This window comes from Nostoc sp. DedQUE12b (genome assembly GCF_034530835.1).
Classification (GTDB): Bacteria; Cyanobacteriota; Cyanobacteriia; order Cyanobacteriales; family Nostocaceae; genus Nostoc.
Window position 1 is genome coordinate 27,886 of record NZ_JAVRCI010000039.1, and the last position, 23,985, is coordinate 51,870.

The following is a 23,985-nucleotide window of genomic DNA, read 5'->3' on the forward strand; positions in this document are numbered from 1 at the left end:
TTAAAAGTCTGTTGGCTTGGAATTTTAAATTATTGATTACCCTGTCTTAAGCTAACTAAACGTGCCACGTTAATTTTTGGCAACTTTCATTAAATCCACGTTATTTAATGGAATCATTAAGTTGCCCCATCAATTTTTTGCATTTCTTGATCAGATAGTTTCACATTGATAGCTTGTGCTGAGTCTTCAATGCTAAAGACCTTGCTAGCGCCAGGAATTGGCAAAATAACGGGCGATTTGGAACGCAACCACGCCAGAACGATATTGTACACTGATACGCCTTTTTCTTTAGCTAACTGAGCGATCGCAGGAATATCTTGCAAGCCCTGATGGCGGCGCCTACCACCAAAGGGACTCCAAGGTAAAAAAGTCAATCCTTGCTGTTCGCAATATTTCAATACGCCATCATTTTCTGGCTGTCGTTGCCAAGGGCTGTATTGATTCTGCACCGAGACAATATCCACCACATCCTGCGCCCGCTTAATTTGTTCAACGGAAAAGTTAGAAACTCCCACAAATCGAATCAAACCAGCCTCTACTGCTTCTTTAACTGGCGCAAGGGATTCTTCAATGGTGTAATTAGTATCGGGAGAATGGTATTGCCAAACATCGATGGGTTTAGCACCACCCAATGCTTCAAAACTGTCGCGAATTGTTTGGCGCAAATGTTCTGGGTTGCCGTTGCTTGTCCAGTTGCCATCGGGACGCATCAATCCGCCCTTGGTTGCCACAATTACTTGGCTAACATCCCCTTTGTAACTAGTAAGTGCTTTGTGAATTAATCGCTCGTTGTGGTGCTTATCTGACTCATCTTTGCAGTAAGAGTCCGCAGTGTCAATAAATGTAATACCCAGATCCAAGGCACGATGAATAACTTGGATTGATTCCGGTTCGGGAGGACGATTAGAAATTGACATGGGCATACCACCCAAACCGATCGCACTTACAAAGATACCAGTTTTTCCTAGTTGTTTGGTTTCCATGCTTATAGCTATAGCTTTCTGCCCCAATTATCTACCAGTTAGTTATTCCTCATAAATCCTCCCTAGTACTTAGACTTGAGGAGAAGTGAATGTAATTCTTCTTTAAGCTAGGTGTGAGAATACCACATTATTTGACAAGCAACCGTCGTTTCCTCTAACTTCTACCTAATAATGATTACTAATATAAAATTTAGTATTTAATTTTATTCAAGTCATTTTTGATTGCAGTTTTGGTGAATTTAATTCTTGCTCAAGCTTGCCAATATTTAGATTCGTTTGCCATCTTATGAGAGGAAAAATAGTTGCAACCCAGTAGAGTAATTATTAATATTTACGCCCTGAAAACGGACGTAAATATCATTAATTAATTCTGTTGGCTAACTTATTTTCTCTAAATTTATTAGAAAATTTAGAAATTTAATTAATAGCCCTCTATAGTATAACCAGCAGATTGAACCATCTGTTTAATTGACTCTTCAGAAGCCGCAGCATCTACAGTTACAGTTTTAGTATCAACGTTTACATCTATTTTGGCATCAGATTCCATAGTCAGAATAGATTTAGTAATTTTCTTGGCGCACTCATCACCTTTAATATCTGGAACTTTCAATTGAATTGCCATTACTTACCTCATTACGTAAACTTAAATTTACATTTAAGAGATATAATATCAATTTTAATAGTGAGCGCACATCTTACTTGAGTTAGGGAATTGAGCGTCACAGAAATAGTAATAACTAATAGTTATATCTAAATCGTTATTGACAAAATATTTAGGTAGCAAAACCAAAATAAAATACCAAAATATATAAAAATTTTTATGAAAATGTACTTAGTACTACTAAGTTATAAAAAGCCGCTTGTTTAGTTTATTATAAAGACTCCACCAGACATTCACTCTGTTTTTCTAGGCGTTGCTGTTTGACGTAGTTGTTCTTATAGCACTGTCCAATCGTACAAGCGTCTATGCGTAATTCACAAAACCTTTTTATCTCTAGTTTTTAATTTATTGTATGCTTCAGATACTTTTGCCCAACATTTGGAGTACATATAGATTCAAAAAACAGCTATCTTGCGACATAAATATACTGTGGGTTCCCAACAAAGACTTTGAGCGACACAATTATGATAGGAGTGTTGGACACTGCTAATTTGGGTATTGACGATAGAGACTGCTTCACATTGCGAATGGGAACGATTCCTAAAATGTGCCATTAGTTAAAGCGCGATCGCTAAAAGTAACGAAAAAATTAGCATTTTTCGTTTGATTTATTTTCTAATCTCTACAATGAACTGTGACTCTCTAAGACTTGCTAATGCTTTTCTACAAGACGCTACGCGTAGCTTGTTTTCCCGTGGGGTAAGGTCTCGGTGATTGCGCGACTTCAGGATGCTGAAGTCATTTTGCTCATAAACACAACCTAGTCAACTACAAATACCCACTTTGTCAGTTTGTCTAATTAAGATATGTTTGGTAAATAAAATAAGTAGCCTACATCATCGGCTGTTATTTCACACTTGACATAAAGCATTGTGAGTGCAAAACGTCTGCCAGAAACCATTGCCCATGTCAGAATTACCCGCCAATCCTGGCAACACGGCTTCCTAGAAGGCGAAGTGAATGCGGGTGAGTTTGAGTGGCATTTCCAGTGGCATTTTCGCCGGGGAGAACTTGCCGTCAAGCCTTCCCAAGGTCGCGCCTTAATCAAAGAACCCCTTGGTCGATTTTTGGAGCAACAAGATTATCAGCTAGAGCCTGGAGGAGACTACGCTTTTACGATTCGGGCGGAACTTTAAAAGTTAGGAGTTAGGAGTTAGAGTTAGAAGTTAACGATCTAAGTCCTCACTCCTGACTGCTTAGTGTTGACTCTGTGAGGCGATTTAAGTATCTTTCGATTAAGAGGATGGCAACAATGTCATCTATAGGTCTTGGTGGCTGCCGTAGACCCTGTGGCAATAGCTTTATTAGCCCTTTGGGCGGGAACATTTGCCAATAGCGATCGCGTGCTTCTAAGGTTGTGTAGCGCTCATCCACTAAAATAATACTCAGCGGTTCTGTCAATTCTTGATATAATTTCTGTCTCCATTGTTTGGCTGTAGTTTGGTCGCCCATGACCATCAAAGAGATCGGAAACTTTTGACGCAGTGTCTCGATGGTAGCGATCGCCTCTTTTGCTAACACAACTTGATGATAATACAGTTGCCGATCCAGTCCCATCACCGCTAAACCACACTTATCTCGACCTGGATCAAACCCCAAAATGACTGGTTGCGTTGCTGAAAATTCACGGAAATTCATAATTAATTAAATAAAAATTAGAAATGTACCCTTACAGGGATCTTGCTACGCATAGTATCTGCTAAATAAAAAATTCAGCTACAGCAACTATTTTGACTGCTGTTCAATATGTTTAAATCTTACTAATAACAGTGTGCAAATACTTTTTTAAGTACTAAAAATAATTTTTCCGTTAACTATTGCCACCAATTTTACTCTTAATGGCCCGGCTGTATAAGTGTCCTCTGCTGCGATCGCTTTGATCTCTAAGGGTTGATTATACTGTCTTAATTGGCTGACAAAGCGCAGAAAAGTCCCCTCTACTTGCACATTTTCGACAATTCCGGCATTACGGGCACGAAATTGAGAAGCAGAAATCAGTATTTCTAGCCGTTGCTGTAACTGATAAGATGTCATGGTTTTGGAATCAGCAGTAGTGGTGGCTAGCACCGCGCCTCCCGAAAAAACCAGTTGATTCTGGGCTGTATCCGCGAAAAATTCTATCTGCTTTTCTCCTCTGACGTAATTACCAGCAGAGAAAATTCGCACGACGTATTCTTGACCATCGCCAATCTGCTTGCTCAATTGATCGACCCTATCTTGGGTCACGCGTAGCAGCTCTAAATTTGCCGGATTTGCACCAGGCTCGCTTAATTCCAGGTTGGCGTTGCGATTGGCTTCTTGTAAAAGTTGTACCACTGCCTGACGAGCAGCAGCAGGCTGAGTAACACGAATTACAGCAGCGGACAAAACTTGACCACGAACTAAGGCCAGCTTACCCAAACGCAGGTCGCGGTAGGACTGATAATATTTTTCTAGCCTGGCAACTTCCTGTTCTAGTTCCTCCTGTTGTGTTTCCAATTCTTTGAGGCGTGATTCCCGTTTGGCAATCACTTGCTCTCGTGCTGCAACTTCTACATTACGTTTTTGAATTAGTTGATCCAGTTGGGCAATTTTTTGATCTCGCTGTTTTATGGCTTCTTGACGGTTAGCAAGTTCGCGATCGCGTTTTTCAATTGCTGTTTTGGCTTCGTCAATGGCTTTTTTCGCTTCCGCATAGAGTCTTTGACGTTCTGTCTTCAATAGTTCAACTGCCGCCTGTAGTTCCTTTCTCTGGTTATAAACACTTTGTAATTCAGCTATGGCTTTTTGGTATTGAGTTACAACCCGATCTAGCTGACCTTGAGTGCGTTGGAGTTGAGTTTGAGTTTGGGCTTGTTGACTAATGGTGCGGTTCAACTGGGCTTGCGTTTGCCTCTGTTTAGCATTTGCCGCCTGCAAGGATTGATTAATTGCCTGTAAGTCTTGTTGTGCTTTTGCTTGGGCGATTTTTGCTTGATTTAGCTCGCCCTCTACCTGACTTTTCTGAGTTTCTGCGGTTTTTAGCTGTTCCCGTTTCTGTCGCAGGTCTGTTTGAATATCTTCTAACTCAAAGACTCCTTTTCGCAAACCTTCGTCGGCAGCGAATAAAATCCCTAAAGTCGATGCTGAAATCAAACCACCAGTAAAAATTGTTACTAGTACAGCAGTGTTTTTCGGACGAAGCTTAAAAAGTGAGAGGCGGGCTTTGCCAACTCGTGTGCCGATGCGATCGCCCACGGTGGCAATTACGCCTCCCAGAATCAAAATTGCTGCGATGAGGATGTATCCGGTGGTCATCTTTAGCTACCGAAATCCTTCCAGATACAGCCTACTACTTTTAAGCATTGTCTGGAAAGAAGTGGGAATTGGCAATAGCTGAAATTATTCAATTTTAGATTTACCTCTAGCTATTAGTGTCATTTTTCAAAATAGAACACGCGCCGATTCCCCTTTCTCCAATTGTTTTTATGTGAACTGCCTACTTAAGGTAACAGGTTTATGTACAGTAATCTTCTTTTTGTGGATAGAAATCATCTTTTTCTCACGCAAATCTCCTAGTAGCCTAGTAACGGTAACACGAGTTGAACCAATTGCCTCTGCGATCGCTTGATGAGATAATTTCAAATCAATAGTGATCCCATCTGCACAAGGAACCCCAAAATCCCGGCAAAGAATTAGTAAAAAACTCACTAACCTAGAACCCATATCTCGGTGAGCAAGAGTTTCAATCATCATCTCTGTTTGTAAAATGCGCGAAGACAGACCTCGCAGCATTAACATTGATAATTCTGGATTTTCCTTGAGTGCTTGTTCCACTTGTTCAATTGGTGCTGACAGTAATTCCGCAGGCGTAAATGCAACTGCATGGTAAAACCGATCCGACTTATTTCCTGTCAGCAATGACAATACACCAAAAACACTATTTTCCCGCAGCAACGCTACCGTTATTTCCTCTCCTGCCTCGTACACCCTGGAAAGTTTAACAGCACCTTTCAAAAGAAAATAAACTCGTTCGGCAGGATCGCCAGGAAAAAAGATCGTTTTATTGCGTTCAAACGTTTCCACAACTGGCGGAAACGCCCCGGTCGCCATCTGACGAAAAACATTTGCTAGGGCTTTATCTTGTGTCACGATCATCTCCCTTCCCCTACCCAATGCCGGAAAAACAAAAACTGATTACCTAAGAATACACCCGAAAAATGAATAAAGCACCGTCAACCTTTTTGTACTTTCCTATACTCAAACTAATCTCTTCATAACTCTTTGTTTATAATGATACATAATTGTTGATCCTTTCAGCTACAACTTGTTGATAAGTAGTTCCAATAGCTGTATTCAAAAGGTTTTTTGAAGAACAAATAAAGATATCTTGAGAATATCTTTATAAAAAATCAAGATTTTTGTCACAGTAAACACCCTTATCAATATTCATTTTTGTCAATCCTGTATAAAACAAAGACTAAACGTGCCTCAGATTCTAGTATGCTCCTAAATGATCGATCGCATTAACAATTTCTATGCTAAATCTGACTGGAAAAAATGCCCTTGTTACAGGTATTGCCAATAACCGCTCGATCGCCTGGGGAATCGCTCAACAGTTGCACAAAGCCGGAGCAAACCTGGGTATTACCTACCTGCCGGATGAACGCGGCAAGATGGAGAAAAAAGTCGCCGAGTTAGTAGAACCTCTTAAGCCCAGCTTATTTCTACCCTGTAATGTCCAAGATGACGAACAAATTAAATCTACCTTTGAGACAATCCGCGAACAGTGGGGAAAGCTAGATATCCTCATCCATTGTTTAGCCTTTGCCAGCAAAGACGATTTAAGTGGAGATTTTAGCCAAACCTCTCGTTCTGGGTTCAACACCGCTTTAGAAATTAGTACCTACTCGCTGGTGCAGTTAAGTGGCGCAGCCAAACCTTTAATGACAGAGGGAGGTAGCATCGTCACCCTGACATATTTAGGTGGTGTTAGGGCAATTCCCAACTACAACGTTATGGGAGTTGCTAAAGCAGGTTTAGAAATGAGTGTGCGTTACCTAGCTGCTGAACTAGGGCCGCAAAATATCCGCGTGAATGCTATTTCAGCAGGCCCCATCCGCACTTTGGCATCTTCAGCAGTGGGTGGGATTTTGGATATGATTCATCATGTAGAAGAGGTAGCTCCCCTACGACGCACCGTCACTCAGCTAGAAGTAGGCAACGCTGCGGCTTTCTTGTGTAGTGATTTGTCCAGCGGCATTACCGGACAAATTCTCTATGTAGATGCAGGATATGAAATTATGGGAATGTGACGCGATAAAGTTAGGAGTTAGGAGTTATGAGTTATGAATTTTTAACTCCTAACTCCTAATTCTTAGCTCTTTCCACTCCCCATGCAAACAACCAATCGCCAAGTTAATTCAAACTACGATCGCTTAACCCAAACTCCTCGGATTGCCACTGTTCACCGCACCACTGGTGAAACTAATGTGCAAGTTACCATCAACCTAGATGGTAGAGGAACTTGCACAGCAGCAACAGGCATTCCGTTTTTGGATCACATGTTGCATCAAATTGCTTCCCACGGGCTGGTTGATATAGATGTCCAAGCCAAGGGAGACTGGGAAATTGACGATCATCACACCAACGAAGATGTAGGCATTACTTTAGGGCAAGCTTTTAACCAAGCATTAGGCGACAGAAAAGGCATTGTCCGCTTTGGTAATTTTCTTGCACCGCTAGATGAAGCCTTAGTTCAAGTAGCGCTAGACTTTTCTGGACGACCTCACCTCAGCTACGGCTTGCAAATTCCTACTCAGCGGGTAGGAACCTATGACACCCAACTGGTGCGAGAATTTTTTGTGGCTTTGGTAAACCATAGCCAGATGACACTGCATATTCGACAACTGGATGGCATTAATTCCCATCACATCATTGAAGCGACATTTAAAGCCTTTGCAAGAGCAACACGGCAGGCAGTGGAAATTGACCCCCGACGTGCTGGCTTAATTCCCAGTTCTAAGGGAGTTCTATGAAAAGAGTCAAATTGGGGATTGATCATTTGTCATTTGTCATTAGTCATTGGTAAAGAGGAGGCAGAAGGCAGAAGTTCTTTAATTTTGAATTTTGAATTTTGAATTTTGAATTTTGAATTGATTTCTCCCCTGCTCCCTTGCTTCTTCTCCAGTCCCCAATCCTCAGTTCCCGATAATTGACACACAGCTTGGTGATGGTTATTATCAGCCTACTGGGTAATTTTTAATTCATACCAAGCTGATAAATAGTGATTTAACCGAGATGAAGTCTGTTGCAGATGACCCTAATTCTCAACTTAATACGACAGACACTCCGCCAGTAGTCCTAACTTCGGAGTTGCGAAAAGTCTATCGCACTGGTTTTTGGCTAAATCAAAAAGTCGTATCTCTCAAAAACTGTTCTTTAACGGTTTACAGAGGCGAAACCTTTGGGTTGCTGGGGCCTAATGGTGCTGGTAAAACCACCCTTTTAAAATTATTGCTGGGAATTATTCATCCCACCTCTGGACGAGGATTATTGTTGGGTAAACCCATAGGCGATCGCAGTGTTAAGCAACATATCGGCTATCTACCAGAAAATCCTTATTTGTATGATTATCTCACTGGCTGGGAATTTTTGCAGCTAGCTGCTGGACTATTCCAAATTCCCCAGAGTGTCCAACGCCAACGCATTCCCCAACTGCTGGAATTAGTGGGTTTATCCCAAGCCGATGCCCGTAAAAAGCTGCTGCGTCGCTATTCCAAAGGAATGCTACAGCGTGTTGGTATGGCACAGGCACTAATTAATGAGCCAGATTTAGTTTTTCTGGATGAGCCAATGTCTGGTCTTGATCCGGTGGGACGCTATCAAATGCGAGAAATTATCCTGGCCCTCAAAGCCGCTGGGAAGACGATTTTTTTCAACAGCCATATTCTTAGTGAAGTAGAACAGATTTGCGATCGCATTGCCATCCTCGCTCAAGGTGAACTAATTTGCTCTGGTTCGCTTAATGAACTCTTAGGCGGTAAAAACACGTATCACGTCAAAGGTCAAGGTGGCGACTGGGAAATTCTCAAAAAATGGATACCCACCCTCATATTTGAACCTGATGGTTCCTGGCACGGTACACTACAAGATGATTACTATGATTTTCTTGCCAGTCTTCGTCTCATGGAAGGTAAAATTATCGCCATGAACTTATCACGTCACTCCCTAGAAGAATTTTTTATTCAACAAATCCAAAGAAAAAACAACTTCTTGAATTAGTTTTGTTGCCAAATAGTAAATTGTCGACTGGGTTGAAGAACAAAACCCAAAATTCTGCTTTTTTGAGTTCTCTTCGCCCAACACAACCTAAAAAAATAAAATTTCGACATCTTTTCAAGGTTATTTGTATTTCTTTAATGAACTTGTTCCTAATTTCAGTAGTCCCTTACTACTCATCGCAGATTTTAAATGTCATCAAATTAGCTTTGACAAGAAAAATTTATTAGTGACTACTTGATTGTTGGCTAACAGACAATTTATTGTAAAAACTGGGTTTATTTGCGTAAATCCTATATTTTTTGATATTACTCTATTCAAGCAACATTAACTTTAAGCTAACTTCACTAAAAATTTAACTTCAATAAACAAATTTCCTCCGGAAAATAACACTTTTCTAGGAAAATAAGAGTGTCGGGGAACTTGAATACTTAGGTATAGTCAAAATAAAAATGTTTAGACAGTACTTTATTGATCGTAGTTTCAGAGTCTCAGGTAAATATGCTTAACAAAAGTTTGTCTAAATTCTTAATTCAGCCAGCTGTAGGTATGGCTTTGTTAACTGCTGTCAATGCCGCTGTGTCATCTGCCAGTCTAGCTCAGGGACAACCATTACCCCCAACTACACAACCACCAACCACACAAACACTATTAGATACTAATTATTCATTAGGAGGCGGCGATCTCATTCGTGTAAATGTATTTGAAGTACCTGAATATACAGGTGAATACCAAGTTCCCCCAGGTGGAGCAATCAACCTACCTTTAATTGGCAGTGTGTCGGTATTAGGGCTAACAACTGAACAAGCTTCTGACGAAATAGCTAGAAGATATGCTCGCTTCCTCAAACGCCCCTTAATCTCAGTCAATCTGTTATCCCCTCGTCCCATCAATATTTTCGTTGCTGGAGAGGTGACACGTCCTGGAGCTTACACTCTAAACTTGAGCGGAGGCGCCGGGAATAATCCAGGCGTACAATACCCCACTGTATTAGCTGCATTAACAACAGCGCAGGGAGTGACTTTAGCTGCGGATGTGACTCAAGTTCAATTACGGCGTAGAATAGGACGTTCTTCAGAGCAAGCTGTCACCCTCAATTTGAAAGAACTCATTCAAACAGGTAAGTTATCGCAGGATATTACCTTGCGGGATGGAGACACTATAGTTGTGCCAACAGCAACCAACTTCAACGTCGCAGAATCTCGCAATATATTTGCATCCAACTTTGCCGCCAGTCAAACGACACCCCGCACAGTAACAATTATTGGTGAAGTTAACCGTCCTGGTTCGTATCTTGTCACCCCAGCCAACACAGATGCACAGGGGGGCGCAACTACTAACAGTGGTACTACCACTCCTAATGGTTTACCAAATGTGACACGAGTTATTCAACTAGCTGGCGGAATTACAGCACAAGCTGATGTGCGTAATCTCAAGCTACGCCGACCTACAAGAACTGGCTCAGAACAATCTATAGATATTAATCTTTGGCAACTGTTACAGAGTGGTGATGCCAATCAAGACATCATTGTGCAAGACGGAGATACGATTGTTATTCCGACGGCAACTGAAATTATCCCCGCAGAAGCTACTCAATTAGCTACCACTACTTTGTCTCCTACACGGATTCAGGTTGGTGTGGTAGGCGAAGTTAAAAAACCAGGTCTAACAGACGTTCAGCCAAATAGTTCTTTAAATCAAGCTATACTCGCTGCTGGCGGATTTAATGATGCCAGAGCTAGTAGTAGTGCTGTTGATTTGATTCGCCTCAACCCTAATGGTTCTGTCACTAAACGTATAGTAAAAGTGGATTTCTCCGCTGGGATTAATGAGCAAACTAATCCCATACTCCGCAATAATGACGTTGTAGTAGTCAACCGATCTGGTTCAGCTAAGACTGGCGATACCGTCAACACCATAACTGGGCCTCTAGGTGTTATTTTTAATCTTTTGAACTTATTTGGACTTTAGTTTAAGAGATAGATGCAAATTGGGGACGTTGGGCAACCCTCTTCGTCCCTAAAATTGCACTATCCTTTAATCAAAAGCAAGTTACACATGGCGGATGCTCCACAAGGCATCGATTTTTCCAAATTGTGTTTTAGGGACTTGCAAAAAATAAATTATCCCAAATTAATTCTAGATTTCTCGGAGCGCAAGGCTTTGCTCCCCTACGATGGGATATTTTTTTACCTGGAAGTTTCTTATAGCGGCTTCATACTGGTAGGACAAGTCTGCTATAAATAGCTGTGATAGCCGCTCTCTTCTGATTTGCCAATGTTCTAAGCTATCTGACCCCTTCTATATATCCGTCATTATAATAATTCTTAGTAATATTACTCATATAGAAATACTGGAAACTTTAAAACTCTTACTGTAGCTTCATAATGTGCATTGATAGGCTTTTGAAATCTTTATTGTAGTACTCGGATTTTTTATGATAATGAGAATATTTTAGAAAGCAGATTCATTAAATACTAGTTTATAACCTATTTTTAGCCATTTAGTGATTATTATTATCATAAGAATTATTTAAGTAAATTAACTAATTGATGACAGATATACTATTTTAACCACAGATACCGCCTATACACAGTAGAATGATGTCGAATTGGAAATGACGCCATTTGTACGGTTGCTTAGTGTTCATGGCTAGGGTAACTCTGGATACTGATATTTTTGATTCAGTGATTTTATCGGATGTTTGCGATTTTTTGGAACACAAGCTCAAAAGGTGGTTCAGCCATATTTACGCGAAAATGCGCAGGTTTAAACCTATAAAACCGTGTATAAACTTACAAGTGGCAGTGATACGACCGTATCCAATACTGGGTTATTAACTAAGGCTAGAGTTACTAACCGTTAATGATTGAGTTTTTGCAACATACCCTATTTTTTCCCTATGATGATTCATGGTTTCGGTTTTCTCAGTTTGAGCGCATCTCTTGTACTTCCCTGGGCATTAACAGGTCTGGTTCAAGGACAAAAAATAACAGAGTCTTTTTTTAAAGATGTTCCTCAGCCATCCACTATTCAGGAAATACCACTACCTAGCCGCAAGCTGATCAGTGGTATTTCAACTGCGACAACATACTATGTTAGTGGTAACGGAAACGACAGAAATAGCGGACTCTCTACCTCATCCGCTTTTAAGACACTTCAAAGGGCAGCAAATCTTACTAGTCCTGGCGACACGGTACTTATTATGAACGGGCAATACAAGAATGGACCCAAAAATGGGGCCGTACTAGCTATTAAACGTTCTGGAACTGCAAATGCATGGATTAAATATAAAGCATATCCTGGGCATTTTCCAAAAATTCAGCACAATACATGGAATGGTATCGTGATTGCAAATGGAGCTTCATATATCGAGATTAACGGGCTGGAGGTTATAGGGAACAATGCTAATATCACCCGTTCTTATGCATTAAGTCAGAAATATAACAGATCAAATCCGCTTACTAACGGAAATTGCATAAGCATTGAGGGAGGAAACAAAGGCCGTTCTCATCACATAAATATTCTGAACAACAAAGTGCATGATTGTGGAGGAGCAGGTATCTCAGCAATCCAAGCTGATTATGTGAAAGTGGATAATAATACTGTTTTCAATAACTCTTGGTACACAGTTTATGGTTGCAGTGGCATTTCCATGCTTAATAATTGGAGTTCTGACAACAAACAGGGATACAAGATATTTGTAACCAATAACAGGAGCTACAACAATCGAATGTACGTTCCTTGGATTGATGCCGGAAGGATTACAGACGGTAATGGCATTATTGTGGATGTTTCAAAAGGATATAAAGGACGGATTTTAGTTGCGAACAATCTCACCTACAATAATGGCGGTTCAGGTATTCATGCCCATGATAGTCAACGTATCGATATTATCAACAACACGGCATATTTGAATCAGCAAAGTCCAGAAATTAAAAAAAAGGGAAAGGGCGAAATTTATGCAGGTTATTCGTCTGATGTCAAAATTTTCAATAACATTATGTATGCTTCCCCTGGTAATGCTGTGAATAGCAATATGAAAAATGTCAACGTCAGTTATAACTACAACGTTTATCCCCATAATTCGACGATCCATATGAAAGGATCTAATGATATGATTGGAGATCCGCAGTTTGTTAATGCATCAGCTCGTGACTTTAGATTGAAATCAACAAGTCCGGCAATTAATAGTGGTTTAAAGTGGAGTAGTTTAAAAACCGATTTTCAAGGCAATCCTCGTGTGTCCGGTTATGCACCCGATAGAGGAGCATACGAAAATCGGTAGTAGTTAAAAGTATGGTATTGGGTTGTATGGTAAAGTTCTTAGTTTATACAGGTTTTTTGTCTACAACCCAATTGTAAAGTGGAGAGGAAGAGCCACAAGGGAAAACAATACCCCATAGACTGACCGCAGAAACAAGCAGAATACAGATGCGGGAACTATGTGCGGCTACTGGAGAAATAGACCTGAAATATTTGGATGAATCAGGGTTTTGTGCATGGAGTTGCTTTCGAGGCGAGCAAAAACTCTAATAAACTCAATGAAACTGGAGTGGCAACACCTGAAGAAATCGGACTACCATCCAGAAAATTACAGCAGTTAGCGGTTTCATACACTACATCTAGAGACGTTACATGCAAAGTCTCTACAGGCTTTCGGGTTTTGTCTATGTACTTCATTTACCTGAAATCTGCTGTATCTACATATCCTAATATAGCTTTTTCTATACTGGTAAAGATATACCTTATGCTATCTAAGATCGCTATATAATTAGAAGTCCGGTTAATTACTTATTATTTAAAACTTGTTGCGTCTTAGCGTCAGTCTTTATTAATAAATATTTATCCGGACTTGATGTAACTCCTAAAATAATTTTTTAGAAGCTTTATTTCTTCGCCAGTCCCTTAAGCTCTTTTGTCAATTCTCTTGGTTTAAAATATTCGTGAGAATGATATCGATAACTACTAGATTCATTTTTATCAATGACTCCATTGACTACTAAACCTAGAACGTTGTAATTGGATCTCTCTAATACCTCTTGAGCAGCATTAGCACTGTTGGAATCAATTACTCCGGGTCGGGCTACTAACAAAATCCCATCAGTCATTTGGCTTAAAGTCAAAGCATCGGCTGCCAAAAGCAGTGGAGGGGCATCAATAATTACAAAGTCATACTTGTACTGAGACGAGAAACTCTCAATGAGTGATGCCATCCGTTTTGAGTCAAGCAAAGCAAGTGGGTTGGGAGGCCTAACTCCAGCAGTTAAAACATCAAGGTTGTCCATTACCTTAGATACGGCAATGTCAAATTCAGCCTGGCCTACAAGAACCTCACTCAAACCAACTTCATTGGTTAGTTGCCAGAGATGATGCTGAGAAGGAATTCGCATATCTGCATCAATTAGTAAAACTTTACGTCCTAGTTGAGCGATCGCTGCTGCCAAATTAGCTGAAACCGTAGACTTGCCTTCTTTAGGAACTGCGCTAGTTATCACAATGGTTTTGAGCAAATTATCTGAACTTAAGAATTTCAGATTTGCTTGAATCATCCGGTACATTTCACTCGTTAAAGAGTAGGGAGTATCCCTGACGGCAACTATTTGAGATGTTGATTCTGTATTGGAATCACGGGAACGAAGCTTTTTAGCAGATAAAGGAACAATTCCTAGTAAAGTATATCCAAATACATCTCTAATTTCTTTAAGTGTTTTTAGAGATCTATCTCTCATAGCGAGAAAGAGTACTGTTGTAGTGGCAAAAAATAAACCGAACATGACTCCTAGCACCAAGACAATTATTTTTTTGCCTAATGTAGGATCTGTGGGCACTAAAGCCTGAGCAATAATTCGGGAACTAGGGCTATTTGTATTTTCAATTAACTGTAATTCCTGAACTTTTTTCAATAGAGTTTGATAGGTCGATTCTGCAACTTCAACTTTGCGTTCTAACTCTCGCTGGTTTTGTGCCAACTGGGGTATGAGTTTCACTCGCTGTTCATAGCTAGCACGGGAATTATATAGAGAGGAGAGTCTTTGAGTTAAGCCAAAACGTTGTATTTCTGATTGCAGAAAGTTTTGTATCAGGCTTTGTCTGAGTTCTCCAATCTGCAATAGGCTCTGGGGAACTTGTGTTTGATTGCCAATAGTCTGACCAACTTGCTGTTGCAGGAGAGATTTTAAATTGGCTTTTTTTGCTTCTAGGTTAATAATTATAGGGTTGTCATCTAGAAAACGGCTGCGCTCAACCGCTAACTGCCGATCAGTCTCTTGGAGTTGTGTAAGAATTCCCTGTATTGCTGGTGACTGACTGAGGGCACTCACAGCGATCGCTTCCTGAGAATTTAGCTCTACTTTCTGCCGCAGTTCATTGGTTTGGGCATTTACCTCATCCAGTTGAGCCTTGACAGTATTCATCTCATTGTCTAGATTTCCAATAGTCGCAACAGCTGACCTTGTCTCCTCGGATAAATCTGCAATCCGATGCTTTTGTTTAAATATACGTAGCGCTACTTCTGCATTATTAACAGCAGCTTGAGTTGTAGGAAGTTGCTTGGACATAAACTGACGAGTCGCTCCTGCCTCAGACCGATTTGTCAGAATATCATTTTCTAAATAAAACCTCATAACTGTGTTGACTACTGCCGCTGCTTCTTCAGGATCGTGACTGCTATAACTAATACGCAATACATCCGTCCCACCGATAATTTTTAGGTTCAGAGCTTTTTGTAGTTCTTTCACCTCCAGAGGTTCACCTTCCTTGTCTTTGAGTTGTAGTTTGTCTATTGTCCGTTGCAATAAAGCTGGGGAAGAAATAACTTCTATCTGACTGCTTATGGGATTTTGAGTTGCTACCAATGGTTTCAAATCTCCTGAGTCTCCACCTTCAGAGCTACCAGGGGAAAGATTATTGCCTGCTACTTTAAAACTAGGAACTCTGAATAACAGTTTTCCTTCTGCTTCATAGTCTGGCTTCAGAAATTTTGTAGATATAGCACTCAAAATAACTGTTGCCACAAATATACTGAAAGCAGGCACCCACCAGCGTTTCAATATCAATAAGTAACGATTAAGGTCTAAATCAATAGATTCTCTAGATTCCATAGATTTTTCTGACATAAATCTTCCAAAGTACAGGTGTTAAGCAAGAAACTCAAAATTGACTTAATAACAGCCACAAACCAGCACAATTGACAATACTGATTATGTATAATTTTACAATATAAAATATAGTATAGACCAATACGGTTCAGTTAAAGCTTAACTCTTTATCAAAATCATTTTTTTAACGAACCGCCAAAGATGCAAAGAAAAGAAGCAAGAAGTGCTTAACTGAACTGTATTGTAGTATATATTTAAGTTCAAAATTCAGTCCCCATTTAGTACAAATTTGTAACGGTGGTGTGTGTACCTTTAATTGAGCAAAACCTTTGTTAATTTTGGGATTCTAGGTGAGTTAACTACGTCCTAACTCTAACAGCCGTCCCATAAATCAACCTTTATTAACAGGACGTTCAATTAAATTTTTTTGCATTAGCCATCAACCATTAATATTCATTCAAATTTATTTCTGGATTATTAAAGACTTTATTTTTACTTGGATATTGTACAGCTATATTCCTTATTCCTTGTCAGAACAATTATCTTAGCCAAAGCCAAAAGTTAAAAGTCAAGTAAAAAACTTGACTTTTAATCAGTTTGTAATTTTTGACCATCAACATCTACTCATTACTCAGTATAGTAATTTTGAAAGTTAAAATAGCTACCTATTTTGCCAAACTTTATCGTAAGCATCTAACAGTTTTGGAGCTTGATATTGCCATTCAAGAATCTCCTCCATTCTGCGTCGCCCCTCTGCTCCGAGCTTTTCTCTGCGTTCAGGAGAATCTAGAAGTTCCAGAATTTTCTCGGCAAATTCTACCTCATCGTTAGGCTTGGCATAAAGAGATGCTTCTTGTGCAGAACGTCTTCCCTCCCGCAAATCAAACTGGACAATTGCTTTTCCCATTGCCATGTATTCAAGAATTTTATTCATCGTGCAATTTTCGTTATAAGCAGATGTTGGAGAAGGCTCTACACAAACATCGCAGCTGGAAAGCCGCTCTAAAAGTTCTTCACCTTGCTTAAACCCTGTAAATTCTACAAACTCATTCACTTCTAACTCTTTAGATAAGTCCTTGAGCTTTTCTGCCATAGGTCCACTACCAATTAGCATAAAGTGAATATCAGAGCGATTTTTTTTGTGGACAATGTAATATACCATTCTTAAGAGATAATCAATACCCTCTGGCTCTCCCATGACACCCATGTAACCTATCAAATAGTTTCTACCTCTACGGTAATTCGGGTTTGGAGGCATTCGGCGAAAGCGCGAAAGATCCGGCGCACTACGAACTACAAATACTTTCTCTGGTTTTTTGTGCCCACGCTTAAGAGCCACCTCTCGGTGTGACTCGTTCGTTGAAATTACCATATCTGCTGTGGCATAGGTCAAGCGTTCAGCCCAGCGTAATCCATGATAAAAAATATCGCGCCGCCGATACTTAGCTTCATACATTTCCGGACTGAGGTCATGATGATCGAAGATAATAGATATACCATGAAATAATTTAAACCATGCTGCTACCAAAAAAAGTAAATCGGGCGGATTACAAATGTGTATGACATCAAAACCACGCTCTCGCCATACCCTTTGAGCTAGACGGAATTGCCAGTTAATCGCCCAACTGTACTCTCGGAGATAACCAACGACAGAACTTTCTTCCGCTGGTAGGGGATGACGGTAAATGTGAATCTGCTCAATAATTTCGTAATCTTTATCAAAGCCATTACCTGTAGGTGAAATTACGCTAACTTCATACCCAGCTTTTTGCAAAGTAGTTGCTTCCATCCATACCCGTCTATCAAAGGGAACTGGAAGATTTTCAACGATAATTAGTACTTTCTTCGGTGATGCCATAATAATTTCAATTTTTAATTAGTTTCGTAAGTAATTATTCACTCAGTAAAATGGTCAAAACCCATAATTTATGGGTGATAGGTAGGGGAAATCTGAAACGTTATTTTAGTAAAACACTCACTTGTCAAGTCTAAAATATACCTTATTTATGTAACCTATAGTCATCCTTGTCAAAACTGGGTTGAACAATCAATATGTATATCTACATCATAATATCTATCAGTTTTGCCGTTACTAGCTGGTTACATTTATATTGATTAATCATCTGATTTTTACATTCTAACTGAGAGAGATGCCGCCACATAGAGTATCCAAGTCAAACTATTTGATTCTACTAAGTTAGACTCAGTGAGACTAGATAAAACTATATATGTCATGTGTATAAGTGGCCAAATATCGAATGCTGTTTTATTACTACGCACCCAAGCAAATCCTTGCAGATAACTGCGCCAAAATCCTAAAAAGAATATCCCTAATCCTAAAAGGCCCAAATCTAGGCAAAGAGCCAGATAGCCATTGTGGGGGTGGGTTGGCGTCCATGCAGCTCCAAGCCAAATATCGGCAGATTCGCCATTCCATCCTTGCCAGAATCCACCATAACCGTAACCAAGCCAAGGATGTTTCCAAATCTTATCAATTACTAATGGCCATAACTCTGTTCGACCCGTCAGTGTCGCATCTTTGCCAATTGCACTGAACAGGACCTTCGCGTTACTAGACAACCAAAAATATAAACTTTGGCTGATAGTCGCCATCATTATTAAGGTTGGTACCATGAACTGGTATGACCAACGCCAAATTTGAAAAGCAAAAAATGCCAATAATATCATTAATAGGTTAAGCAAAGATGAACCGGAAGCGGAAAGCCGTAAGAGTAGTATTGACAAGATAAACCCTGCCCAGAAAAGCCAACTACGTTTTTGAGTTTGATAACCAAGGATAAAAAAAGTCATACCACTCGTTACCATCCTTGCTCCCAGACCGTTTTTGTGCGTAAATACTCCACGCCACTTTGAGCCATCCAAATCGCTCTGTATCCCGTATTTAGGCAAGGCTATAGCAAAAACGCAACTAAGTATTATAATAATTGCAAAGTTCCAAGCAAGTAAATGTAACTGCTGTTTTAAGCTATATCGCGAAGCAAAATATAGTCCAAATAAACTGGAATTAATGAGGGAAAAACTATTTTTTAATGTTGTTAATGGTTCAAAAGACCAAAGAATAGAAACAGCTGCCAATAAAATTAAAGAATAAAGCAAAAAGTCTTTACTAAGTAAATAAAGAGTTTTTTTCCAACGCAAAACTAGTAGTACTAATGTAACTGCGTAGATGAAAGAAAAAATAATCCGGATCACAGAGCTATCATATTCTACTAAATCGCTCTGTCCTGCTCCTCCTGACAGTAAGAGAACAAAGATTGCCCCTGAATACATCAGTAAGCTAGCAATTGTGAATCCCTGTTCAGCAAAAATTAATATTTTTCTCATAATAGTTTAACTAATATTTATTTTGCATATGTCAGTTCTTTATAATAAACTTGAGCTGTTTGAGCGGCAATATTTGACCAATTTAAATCTTCCTGACAACGAGCTAATGCCGCAGCTTGCATACGTTGCTGTAAGTCGCGATCGCTTAACAAATAAATAATGGCATCAGCTAAAGATTGGACATCACAAGGTGGAACTAACAACCCATCTTTCTTATGCTGAATTATCTCACTTAATCCCCCTACTTCGGAGGCTACAACCAGTGTTCCCATCCCATAAGATAAAGCTGCCACACCACTCTGAGAGGCTTCTATGTATGGTAGAACTGTTACCGTACTGCGTTGAAATAGATTACTTACTTCTTCAAGGGGAATAAAGTCATTGATAATTTCGTAGCGTTTCTCATCATAACCATTCGGAAAATATTGTTTGATGTTTTCTCCCCGTCCAGCAATAATCAGCTTGACTTCAGGTATACGTTCAGCAATTAAAGGCATAGCCTGAAGTAAATATTTCAATCCTTTGTAAGGCCAGATGCGTCCAAAAAATAGTAATGTATTTGGCTCACGAGTCTGACTATTCTTCTTACCCCGACGCTGATACAAACTACCAAGTTCCCCATGTGGTAAAACATTGACTCGCTCTTGAGGTATACGAAATTGTTCAGTTAAAATCTTTTTGAGTTGATGAGTATGGACAATCAATTGTTGGGAACGATAGAAGGCAATACGCCTGGTATACTCTGAACCGAATACAGCCATGCTATCTCCTGGGTGACGGAATACGTCGTGGATAGTTGTCACCAATGGCGGCATTTTGTTGAGAAACAAAGTCAAATCATACCAAGGATCGTTAGTTTCTTGCACATGCAAGACATCCGGCTGAATGTCTTTGATAATACGCATCATCGCGTACATCGACAATAGGTTGCGTGGGTCACGAATTCGTGGTTTTTTAAAGCTAATTACGCGGATACTGGGATCAAGAACACTGCTACAGACATTTGAGACTTTTTCCGGGTGAATTAGTGTTAAATCAACATGTTTAACCAGACTGTTTGCTAATTCAATGGTGTAATCTTCAAAGCTAAAATGTAATAAAACAACTTTAATCATAATTAAAATTATCCCCTCTTATTAAATTATTGATTTTATCAGTTTTTGTAAGTTAATGATAATAATTTATCGGATACTAATTACTGCGACCTTAACAATTTTAACCATAAAAAGCGAAACCCTCCAAATGCACGAATACCTAAATACATCACAAACAAAGCATAAACACAAGTTGCAATAATTAGAGTTAATATAAAGTTTAAGCTAAGCTTTTGTAATAATATTAATATAGGTAGCATCACAATAGTTATTATTAATGGTCGGCGCACAATTCGCCATAAATTTAATGAAAATAGGCGAGTATATGTGAAATAAATATACTGACTAAAACCAGAAAAAGTCATTAATAATGCCATTAAAGCTGCACCTAGTAACTGATAGTGCGAAACTAGTACCACTCCTCCCAAGCTCCCTAATGTAGTGGTAATAACTACTTCACGTAGGTTTACTATCTCGAAACCATTGGCTACAAGTAAATAACTTAGTGAGCGTGTAAACGGCAAAAAAACGAGTGATGCAGCACTTATAACAAGAGCTAAATTTGCTTCAGCAAAACTAGCATTATAGAGAAAAACTAGTAACTCTTTGCCAAACAATAAGATTCCAAGATATAAGGGTAATGCAATGATTAATAAGATTTCGATAATATTTTCAGCTATCTGCCTCTGCTTCTCCCGTCCTTGCTCTACTGCCTTTGAAAGTCTTGGAAATATTGCTAAACTTATACTGTTAGCAATAATCATAAAGGGTTGTAATAATTGTGCTATTCCACCAAATAAACCTACTAAAAACTCATTTCCTAACAATGAAAGTATCAATATTTGAATTCTGCCACTAACTACAGCTATTGCTTCAATAGCAAAAAACGTGCGCGCACTTTTGATTGTATTAAATACAAAAGTTCTATCAATTTGCCATTTTATTTTTACTAAGCGAGCGATAAAAATCCATTCAATTGCCAAAATTATTGCTTCTGAGAAAAATAGGATTGCCCCCAAATATTCAATTTCATATTTTAGTTGCATCGCCCAAATCATAATTATTAGGCGTAAAATATAAACTGGCACTGTAGCGATCGCAATCAGATGCATCTTTTCTTTCGCTTGAAAAATTGCCTCTGTGATATTAGAAAGCGCAAAGGGGATGATCGTTAAACCCATTATGTAACAAACAGTCGAGGTTTTGGAACTATAGGGAAGTAAAAATACTACAATCACCAATGCCGCATAACTGAAAAAACTAAATATTAACTGTAGGCAAGTACCACTGATTAAATAGACTGGTGTTTTTTTTGGCTCACGAGCTAGTTCTCTAGTAAACAATGTTTTTAGCCCTTGTGAAGCAATGCCCACAAAGATAAAATAATAGGAATATGCTAATAAATATTGCCCTAAAGCTTCAGCTCCTAGAGTACGAGCAATAGAAGCGGTTAATACAAAGGCTGTAACACTTTGTGCTAACCGATTGAGTATCATTGAGAAGGAATTACTTATGAATTTGTACTTTTCTACCATTCTTAATAATTCCTACTTCAGCTTAATTCTTTCATTTTGAGTCACCACAATTTTTTTCGGACATTTATAGATTTTTCTTGAGCATCCCTAGACAAAACAAGTAACTAATTACTCAATAATGAATGTAGAAAAATCTAAATTTAATCCGCTATAAATTAAACTGAATACTGCAATAGATTGATACGGAAAGTAAATTCTCTAATCCTAGCTGTCATGCTGTGGATTTTTTCTGTTAGTAAGCACCATCTTTTTTCAAAACCACCATAACTGTTTTAAGGAGAATTTCAAAGTCTAACCCAAGCGACCAATTTTCGATATAGCTAATATCTAAATGAATGACTTGTTCAAAGTCTAAAATATCTGAGCGACCTGATACTTGCCAAAGACCTGTAATACCAGGTAAGATTTCATGTCGAATAAAATGGTGTTCAGAAAACTTTTCAACATCTCTGGTAGGTAAAGGGCGAGGTCCTACTATACTCATTTCTCCAAGGATAACGTTAAAAAGTTGAGGTAATTCGTCTAAACTGTAACGACGGAGAAATTTTCCAACACGGGTAATGCGAGGATCATCTTTAATTTTAAAGATAATTCCATCTTTTGTTTCATTTAAAGCTTCTAATTCTTTCTGTAATTTTTCTGCATCAGACCTCATCGTTCTGAATTTCCATACTTTAAACTGTTGACCATGTAAACCTATACGCGTTTGTCTGTAGAATACTGTGCCTGGAGAGTCAAGTTTTATGGCTATAGCTATAGCTATATAAATCGGGAATAATAACATTACAAATAAAGTCGCAAAACAAAAATCACAACTACGCTTTATCCAAAAATCTTTACCTGTAATTATCGGACAATCCAAACTCAGACAAGGCATTCCACCTATTTTGTTGAATTGTACGTTTTTATAAATTGGTTTTAATTCCATTGGTAAAATATGTACTTGTATCCCAGATGCTTGAAATAACCAGCACAAAAACATTCTATTTTTTAGCGCATCCCAAGATATAAAAACTTCTGTCACTCCTAGTTGATTAAGCTGAGTCAATGTTTGCTGACGCTGATATCTGTCTAGTGAATTGGCATTCGCCGTTCCAGATATAATGTAATGCTTTTCTTTTTTTATAAAATTCGCAATCTGATCGTGATCTTGAGGATCACAAATAATGAAAACAGAAGAACGAACTATTTTTTTCTGCTTGCGTAGATATTCAAGAGTAATATTTACAGCGTATCTACCAGTACAAATAAAAAATATACTTAACAGCCAAGGTAATAATATTAATCTCGGACGTGTAATATCAATAACTGGTTTATACAAAAAACTAACTAAAAGAATTAATCCATGAGCAAAAGTTAGGGATTTTATAATATTGAAATAGTCATAGCGTTTGTGACCTTCTCGATAAATACCTTCGATAGCTAGAGATCCTATTTGAATTCCAATAGCTGTTAAAATTGGTAAATAATGACTTGGTACATACCAAGAAAAATGTCCATAGGTAGATTGATGTGCTGCTAACACCCAAGCTACAAATAAAAGGGTACAGTCTACTAAGAATAATGTTGTTAATCTCAACCACCACGAACCCTTACGTACCGTGACAAATGTCGATGCACGTAAATCTAAAGGCACTTCACTGAATTTATTTGTTGTAATGCTTTGATTACTCATAGTTAGGAACACTTGGTGTAGGTAAAATTTGATAAAAGCTTAAATATACAAGACAATTTGGGTATCTCACTATTTTTATTTACAAAAAAACTTTGGCTTTTTAGTCTAGTCTTAACCATTTTCTTGGGAGTAACTTTAAGTTCTTTATCAAAAGCATCCTCCAGGGAGGGTTTGAGTGCCTTTTACTACCGAGATACTTAGCTTTGATATCAGCTTAATAATCACATTTTAGTCTTGTAAAAAATTAATAAAAAAAGGTTTTGTTGGTCAATTTAAATTAGCAGTTAAACAAAACTCCTGACTGCTAATAATTAAGCAAGTAGGCAAAATAAAAATATTATAATTTTTGAGGT

General features: G+C 38.7%; 18 protein-coding genes. 6 read left to right on the top strand and 12 right to left on the bottom strand.

From position 1 onward, the window contains the following. Positions 1-116 precede the first annotated feature (116 nt). Together RMY16_RS19200 and RMY16_RS19205 are read right to left on the bottom strand one after the other, a co-directional pair. The gene (locus RMY16_RS19200; RefSeq protein ID WP_322737758.1) at positions 117-983 is read right to left on the bottom strand and encodes an aldo/keto reductase; all 867 of its coding nucleotides are present in this window, start codon (positions 981-983) and stop codon (positions 117-119) included. Between the two features lie 421 nt (positions 984-1,404). Beyond that, positions 1,405-1,605 carry a heavy-metal-associated domain-containing protein gene (locus tag RMY16_RS19205; RefSeq protein ID WP_322664804.1) on the bottom strand — a complete coding sequence of 67 codons (201 nt, stop codon included), beginning with the start codon at positions 1,603-1,605 and terminating at the stop codon, positions 1,405-1,407. Between the two features lie 911 nt (positions 1,606-2,516). Between RMY16_RS19205 and RMY16_RS19210 the strand changes: the two genes are divergently transcribed. Continuing rightward, complete coding sequence (locus RMY16_RS19210) at positions 2,517-2,780, top strand: DUF3146 family protein (RefSeq protein WP_118171445.1); 264 nt, start codon at positions 2,517-2,519, stop codon at positions 2,778-2,780. A gap of 46 nt (positions 2,781-2,826) precedes the next feature. Here the strand turns inward: RMY16_RS19210 and RMY16_RS19215 are convergent, their stop codons facing one another. The 3 genes from RMY16_RS19215 to ntcA all read right to left on the bottom strand — a co-directional run bounded on the left by RMY16_RS19215 (position 2,827) and on the right by ntcA (position 5,760). Beyond that, the gene (locus RMY16_RS19215) at positions 2,827-3,282 is read right to left on the bottom strand and encodes a pre-16S rRNA-processing nuclease YqgF (RefSeq protein ID WP_322737759.1); all 456 of its coding nucleotides are present in this window, start codon (positions 3,280-3,282) and stop codon (positions 2,827-2,829) included. 147 nt (positions 3,283-3,429) lie between these two features. Beyond that, positions 3,430-4,920, bottom strand: a complete 1,491-nt coding sequence (locus tag RMY16_RS19220) for a DUF3084 domain-containing protein (RefSeq protein ID WP_322737760.1) — start codon at positions 4,918-4,920, stop codon at positions 3,430-3,432. Between the two features lie 168 nt (positions 4,921-5,088). After that, complete coding sequence (gene ntcA / locus RMY16_RS19225; RefSeq protein ID WP_017652326.1) at positions 5,089-5,760, bottom strand: global nitrogen regulator NtcA; 672 nt, start codon at positions 5,758-5,760, stop codon at positions 5,089-5,091. Positions 5,761-6,140: 380 nt separating this feature from the next. Between ntcA and fabI the strand changes: the two genes are divergently transcribed. The 5 genes from fabI (at position 6,141) to RMY16_RS19250 (ending at position 13,171) form a co-directional block, all read left to right on the top strand. Further along, positions 6,141-6,917 carry an enoyl-ACP reductase FabI gene (gene fabI / locus RMY16_RS19230; RefSeq protein ID WP_322737761.1) on the top strand — a complete coding sequence of 259 codons (777 nt, stop codon included), beginning with the start codon at positions 6,141-6,143 and terminating at the stop codon, positions 6,915-6,917. A gap of 81 nt (positions 6,918-6,998) precedes the next feature. Further along, complete coding sequence (gene hisB / locus RMY16_RS19235; protein ID WP_322664796.1) at positions 6,999-7,640, top strand: imidazoleglycerol-phosphate dehydratase HisB; 642 nt, start codon at positions 6,999-7,001, stop codon at positions 7,638-7,640. 262 nt (positions 7,641-7,902) lie between these two features. After that, positions 7,903-8,886: an ABC transporter ATP-binding protein gene (locus RMY16_RS19240; RefSeq protein ID WP_322664794.1), complete on the top strand. Its 984-nt coding sequence runs from the start codon at positions 7,903-7,905 to the stop codon at positions 8,884-8,886. Positions 8,887-9,384: 498 nt separating this feature from the next. Continuing rightward, entirely contained in the window at positions 9,385-10,854 is a 1,470-nt protein-coding gene (locus RMY16_RS19245; protein WP_322737762.1) for an SLBB domain-containing protein, read from the top strand. A gap of 931 nt (positions 10,855-11,785) precedes the next feature. After that, positions 11,786-13,171 carry a right-handed parallel beta-helix repeat-containing protein gene (locus RMY16_RS19250; protein ID WP_322737763.1) on the top strand — a complete coding sequence of 462 codons (1,386 nt, stop codon included), beginning with the start codon at positions 11,786-11,788 and terminating at the stop codon, positions 13,169-13,171. A 200-nt stretch (positions 13,172-13,371) separates the two neighbouring features. On the opposite strand, the gene RMY16_RS19255 is transcribed toward RMY16_RS19250, so the two are convergent. The 7 genes from RMY16_RS19255 to RMY16_RS19285 form a co-directional block, all read right to left on the bottom strand. Next, complete coding sequence (locus RMY16_RS19255; RefSeq protein WP_322737764.1) at positions 13,372-13,566, bottom strand: hypothetical protein; 195 nt, start codon at positions 13,564-13,566, stop codon at positions 13,372-13,374. 206 nt (positions 13,567-13,772) lie between these two features. Further along, positions 13,773-16,001: a GumC family protein gene (locus RMY16_RS19260; protein WP_322737765.1), complete on the bottom strand. Its 2,229-nt coding sequence runs from the start codon at positions 15,999-16,001 to the stop codon at positions 13,773-13,775. A 643-nt stretch (positions 16,002-16,644) separates the two neighbouring features. Next, complete coding sequence (locus tag RMY16_RS19265; protein ID WP_322737766.1) at positions 16,645-17,841, bottom strand: glycosyltransferase family 4 protein; 1,197 nt, start codon at positions 17,839-17,841, stop codon at positions 16,645-16,647. A gap of 272 nt (positions 17,842-18,113) precedes the next feature. Beyond that, positions 18,114-19,328, bottom strand: coding sequence for an O-antigen ligase family protein (locus tag RMY16_RS19270; protein ID WP_322737767.1), 1,215 nt, complete (start codon positions 19,326-19,328; stop codon positions 18,114-18,116). Between the two features lie 17 nt (positions 19,329-19,345). Then, complete coding sequence (locus RMY16_RS19275; protein ID WP_322737768.1) at positions 19,346-20,443, bottom strand: glycosyltransferase family 4 protein; 1,098 nt, start codon at positions 20,441-20,443, stop codon at positions 19,346-19,348. Between the two features lie 80 nt (positions 20,444-20,523). After that, the gene (locus RMY16_RS19280; protein ID WP_322737769.1) at positions 20,524-21,957 is read right to left on the bottom strand and encodes an oligosaccharide flippase family protein; all 1,434 of its coding nucleotides are present in this window, start codon (positions 21,955-21,957) and stop codon (positions 20,524-20,526) included. Positions 21,958-22,189: 232 nt separating this feature from the next. Further along, positions 22,190-23,632 carry a sugar transferase gene (locus tag RMY16_RS19285; protein ID WP_322737770.1) on the bottom strand — a complete coding sequence of 481 codons (1,443 nt, stop codon included), beginning with the start codon at positions 23,630-23,632 and terminating at the stop codon, positions 22,190-22,192. Positions 23,633-23,985 lie beyond the last annotated feature (353 nt).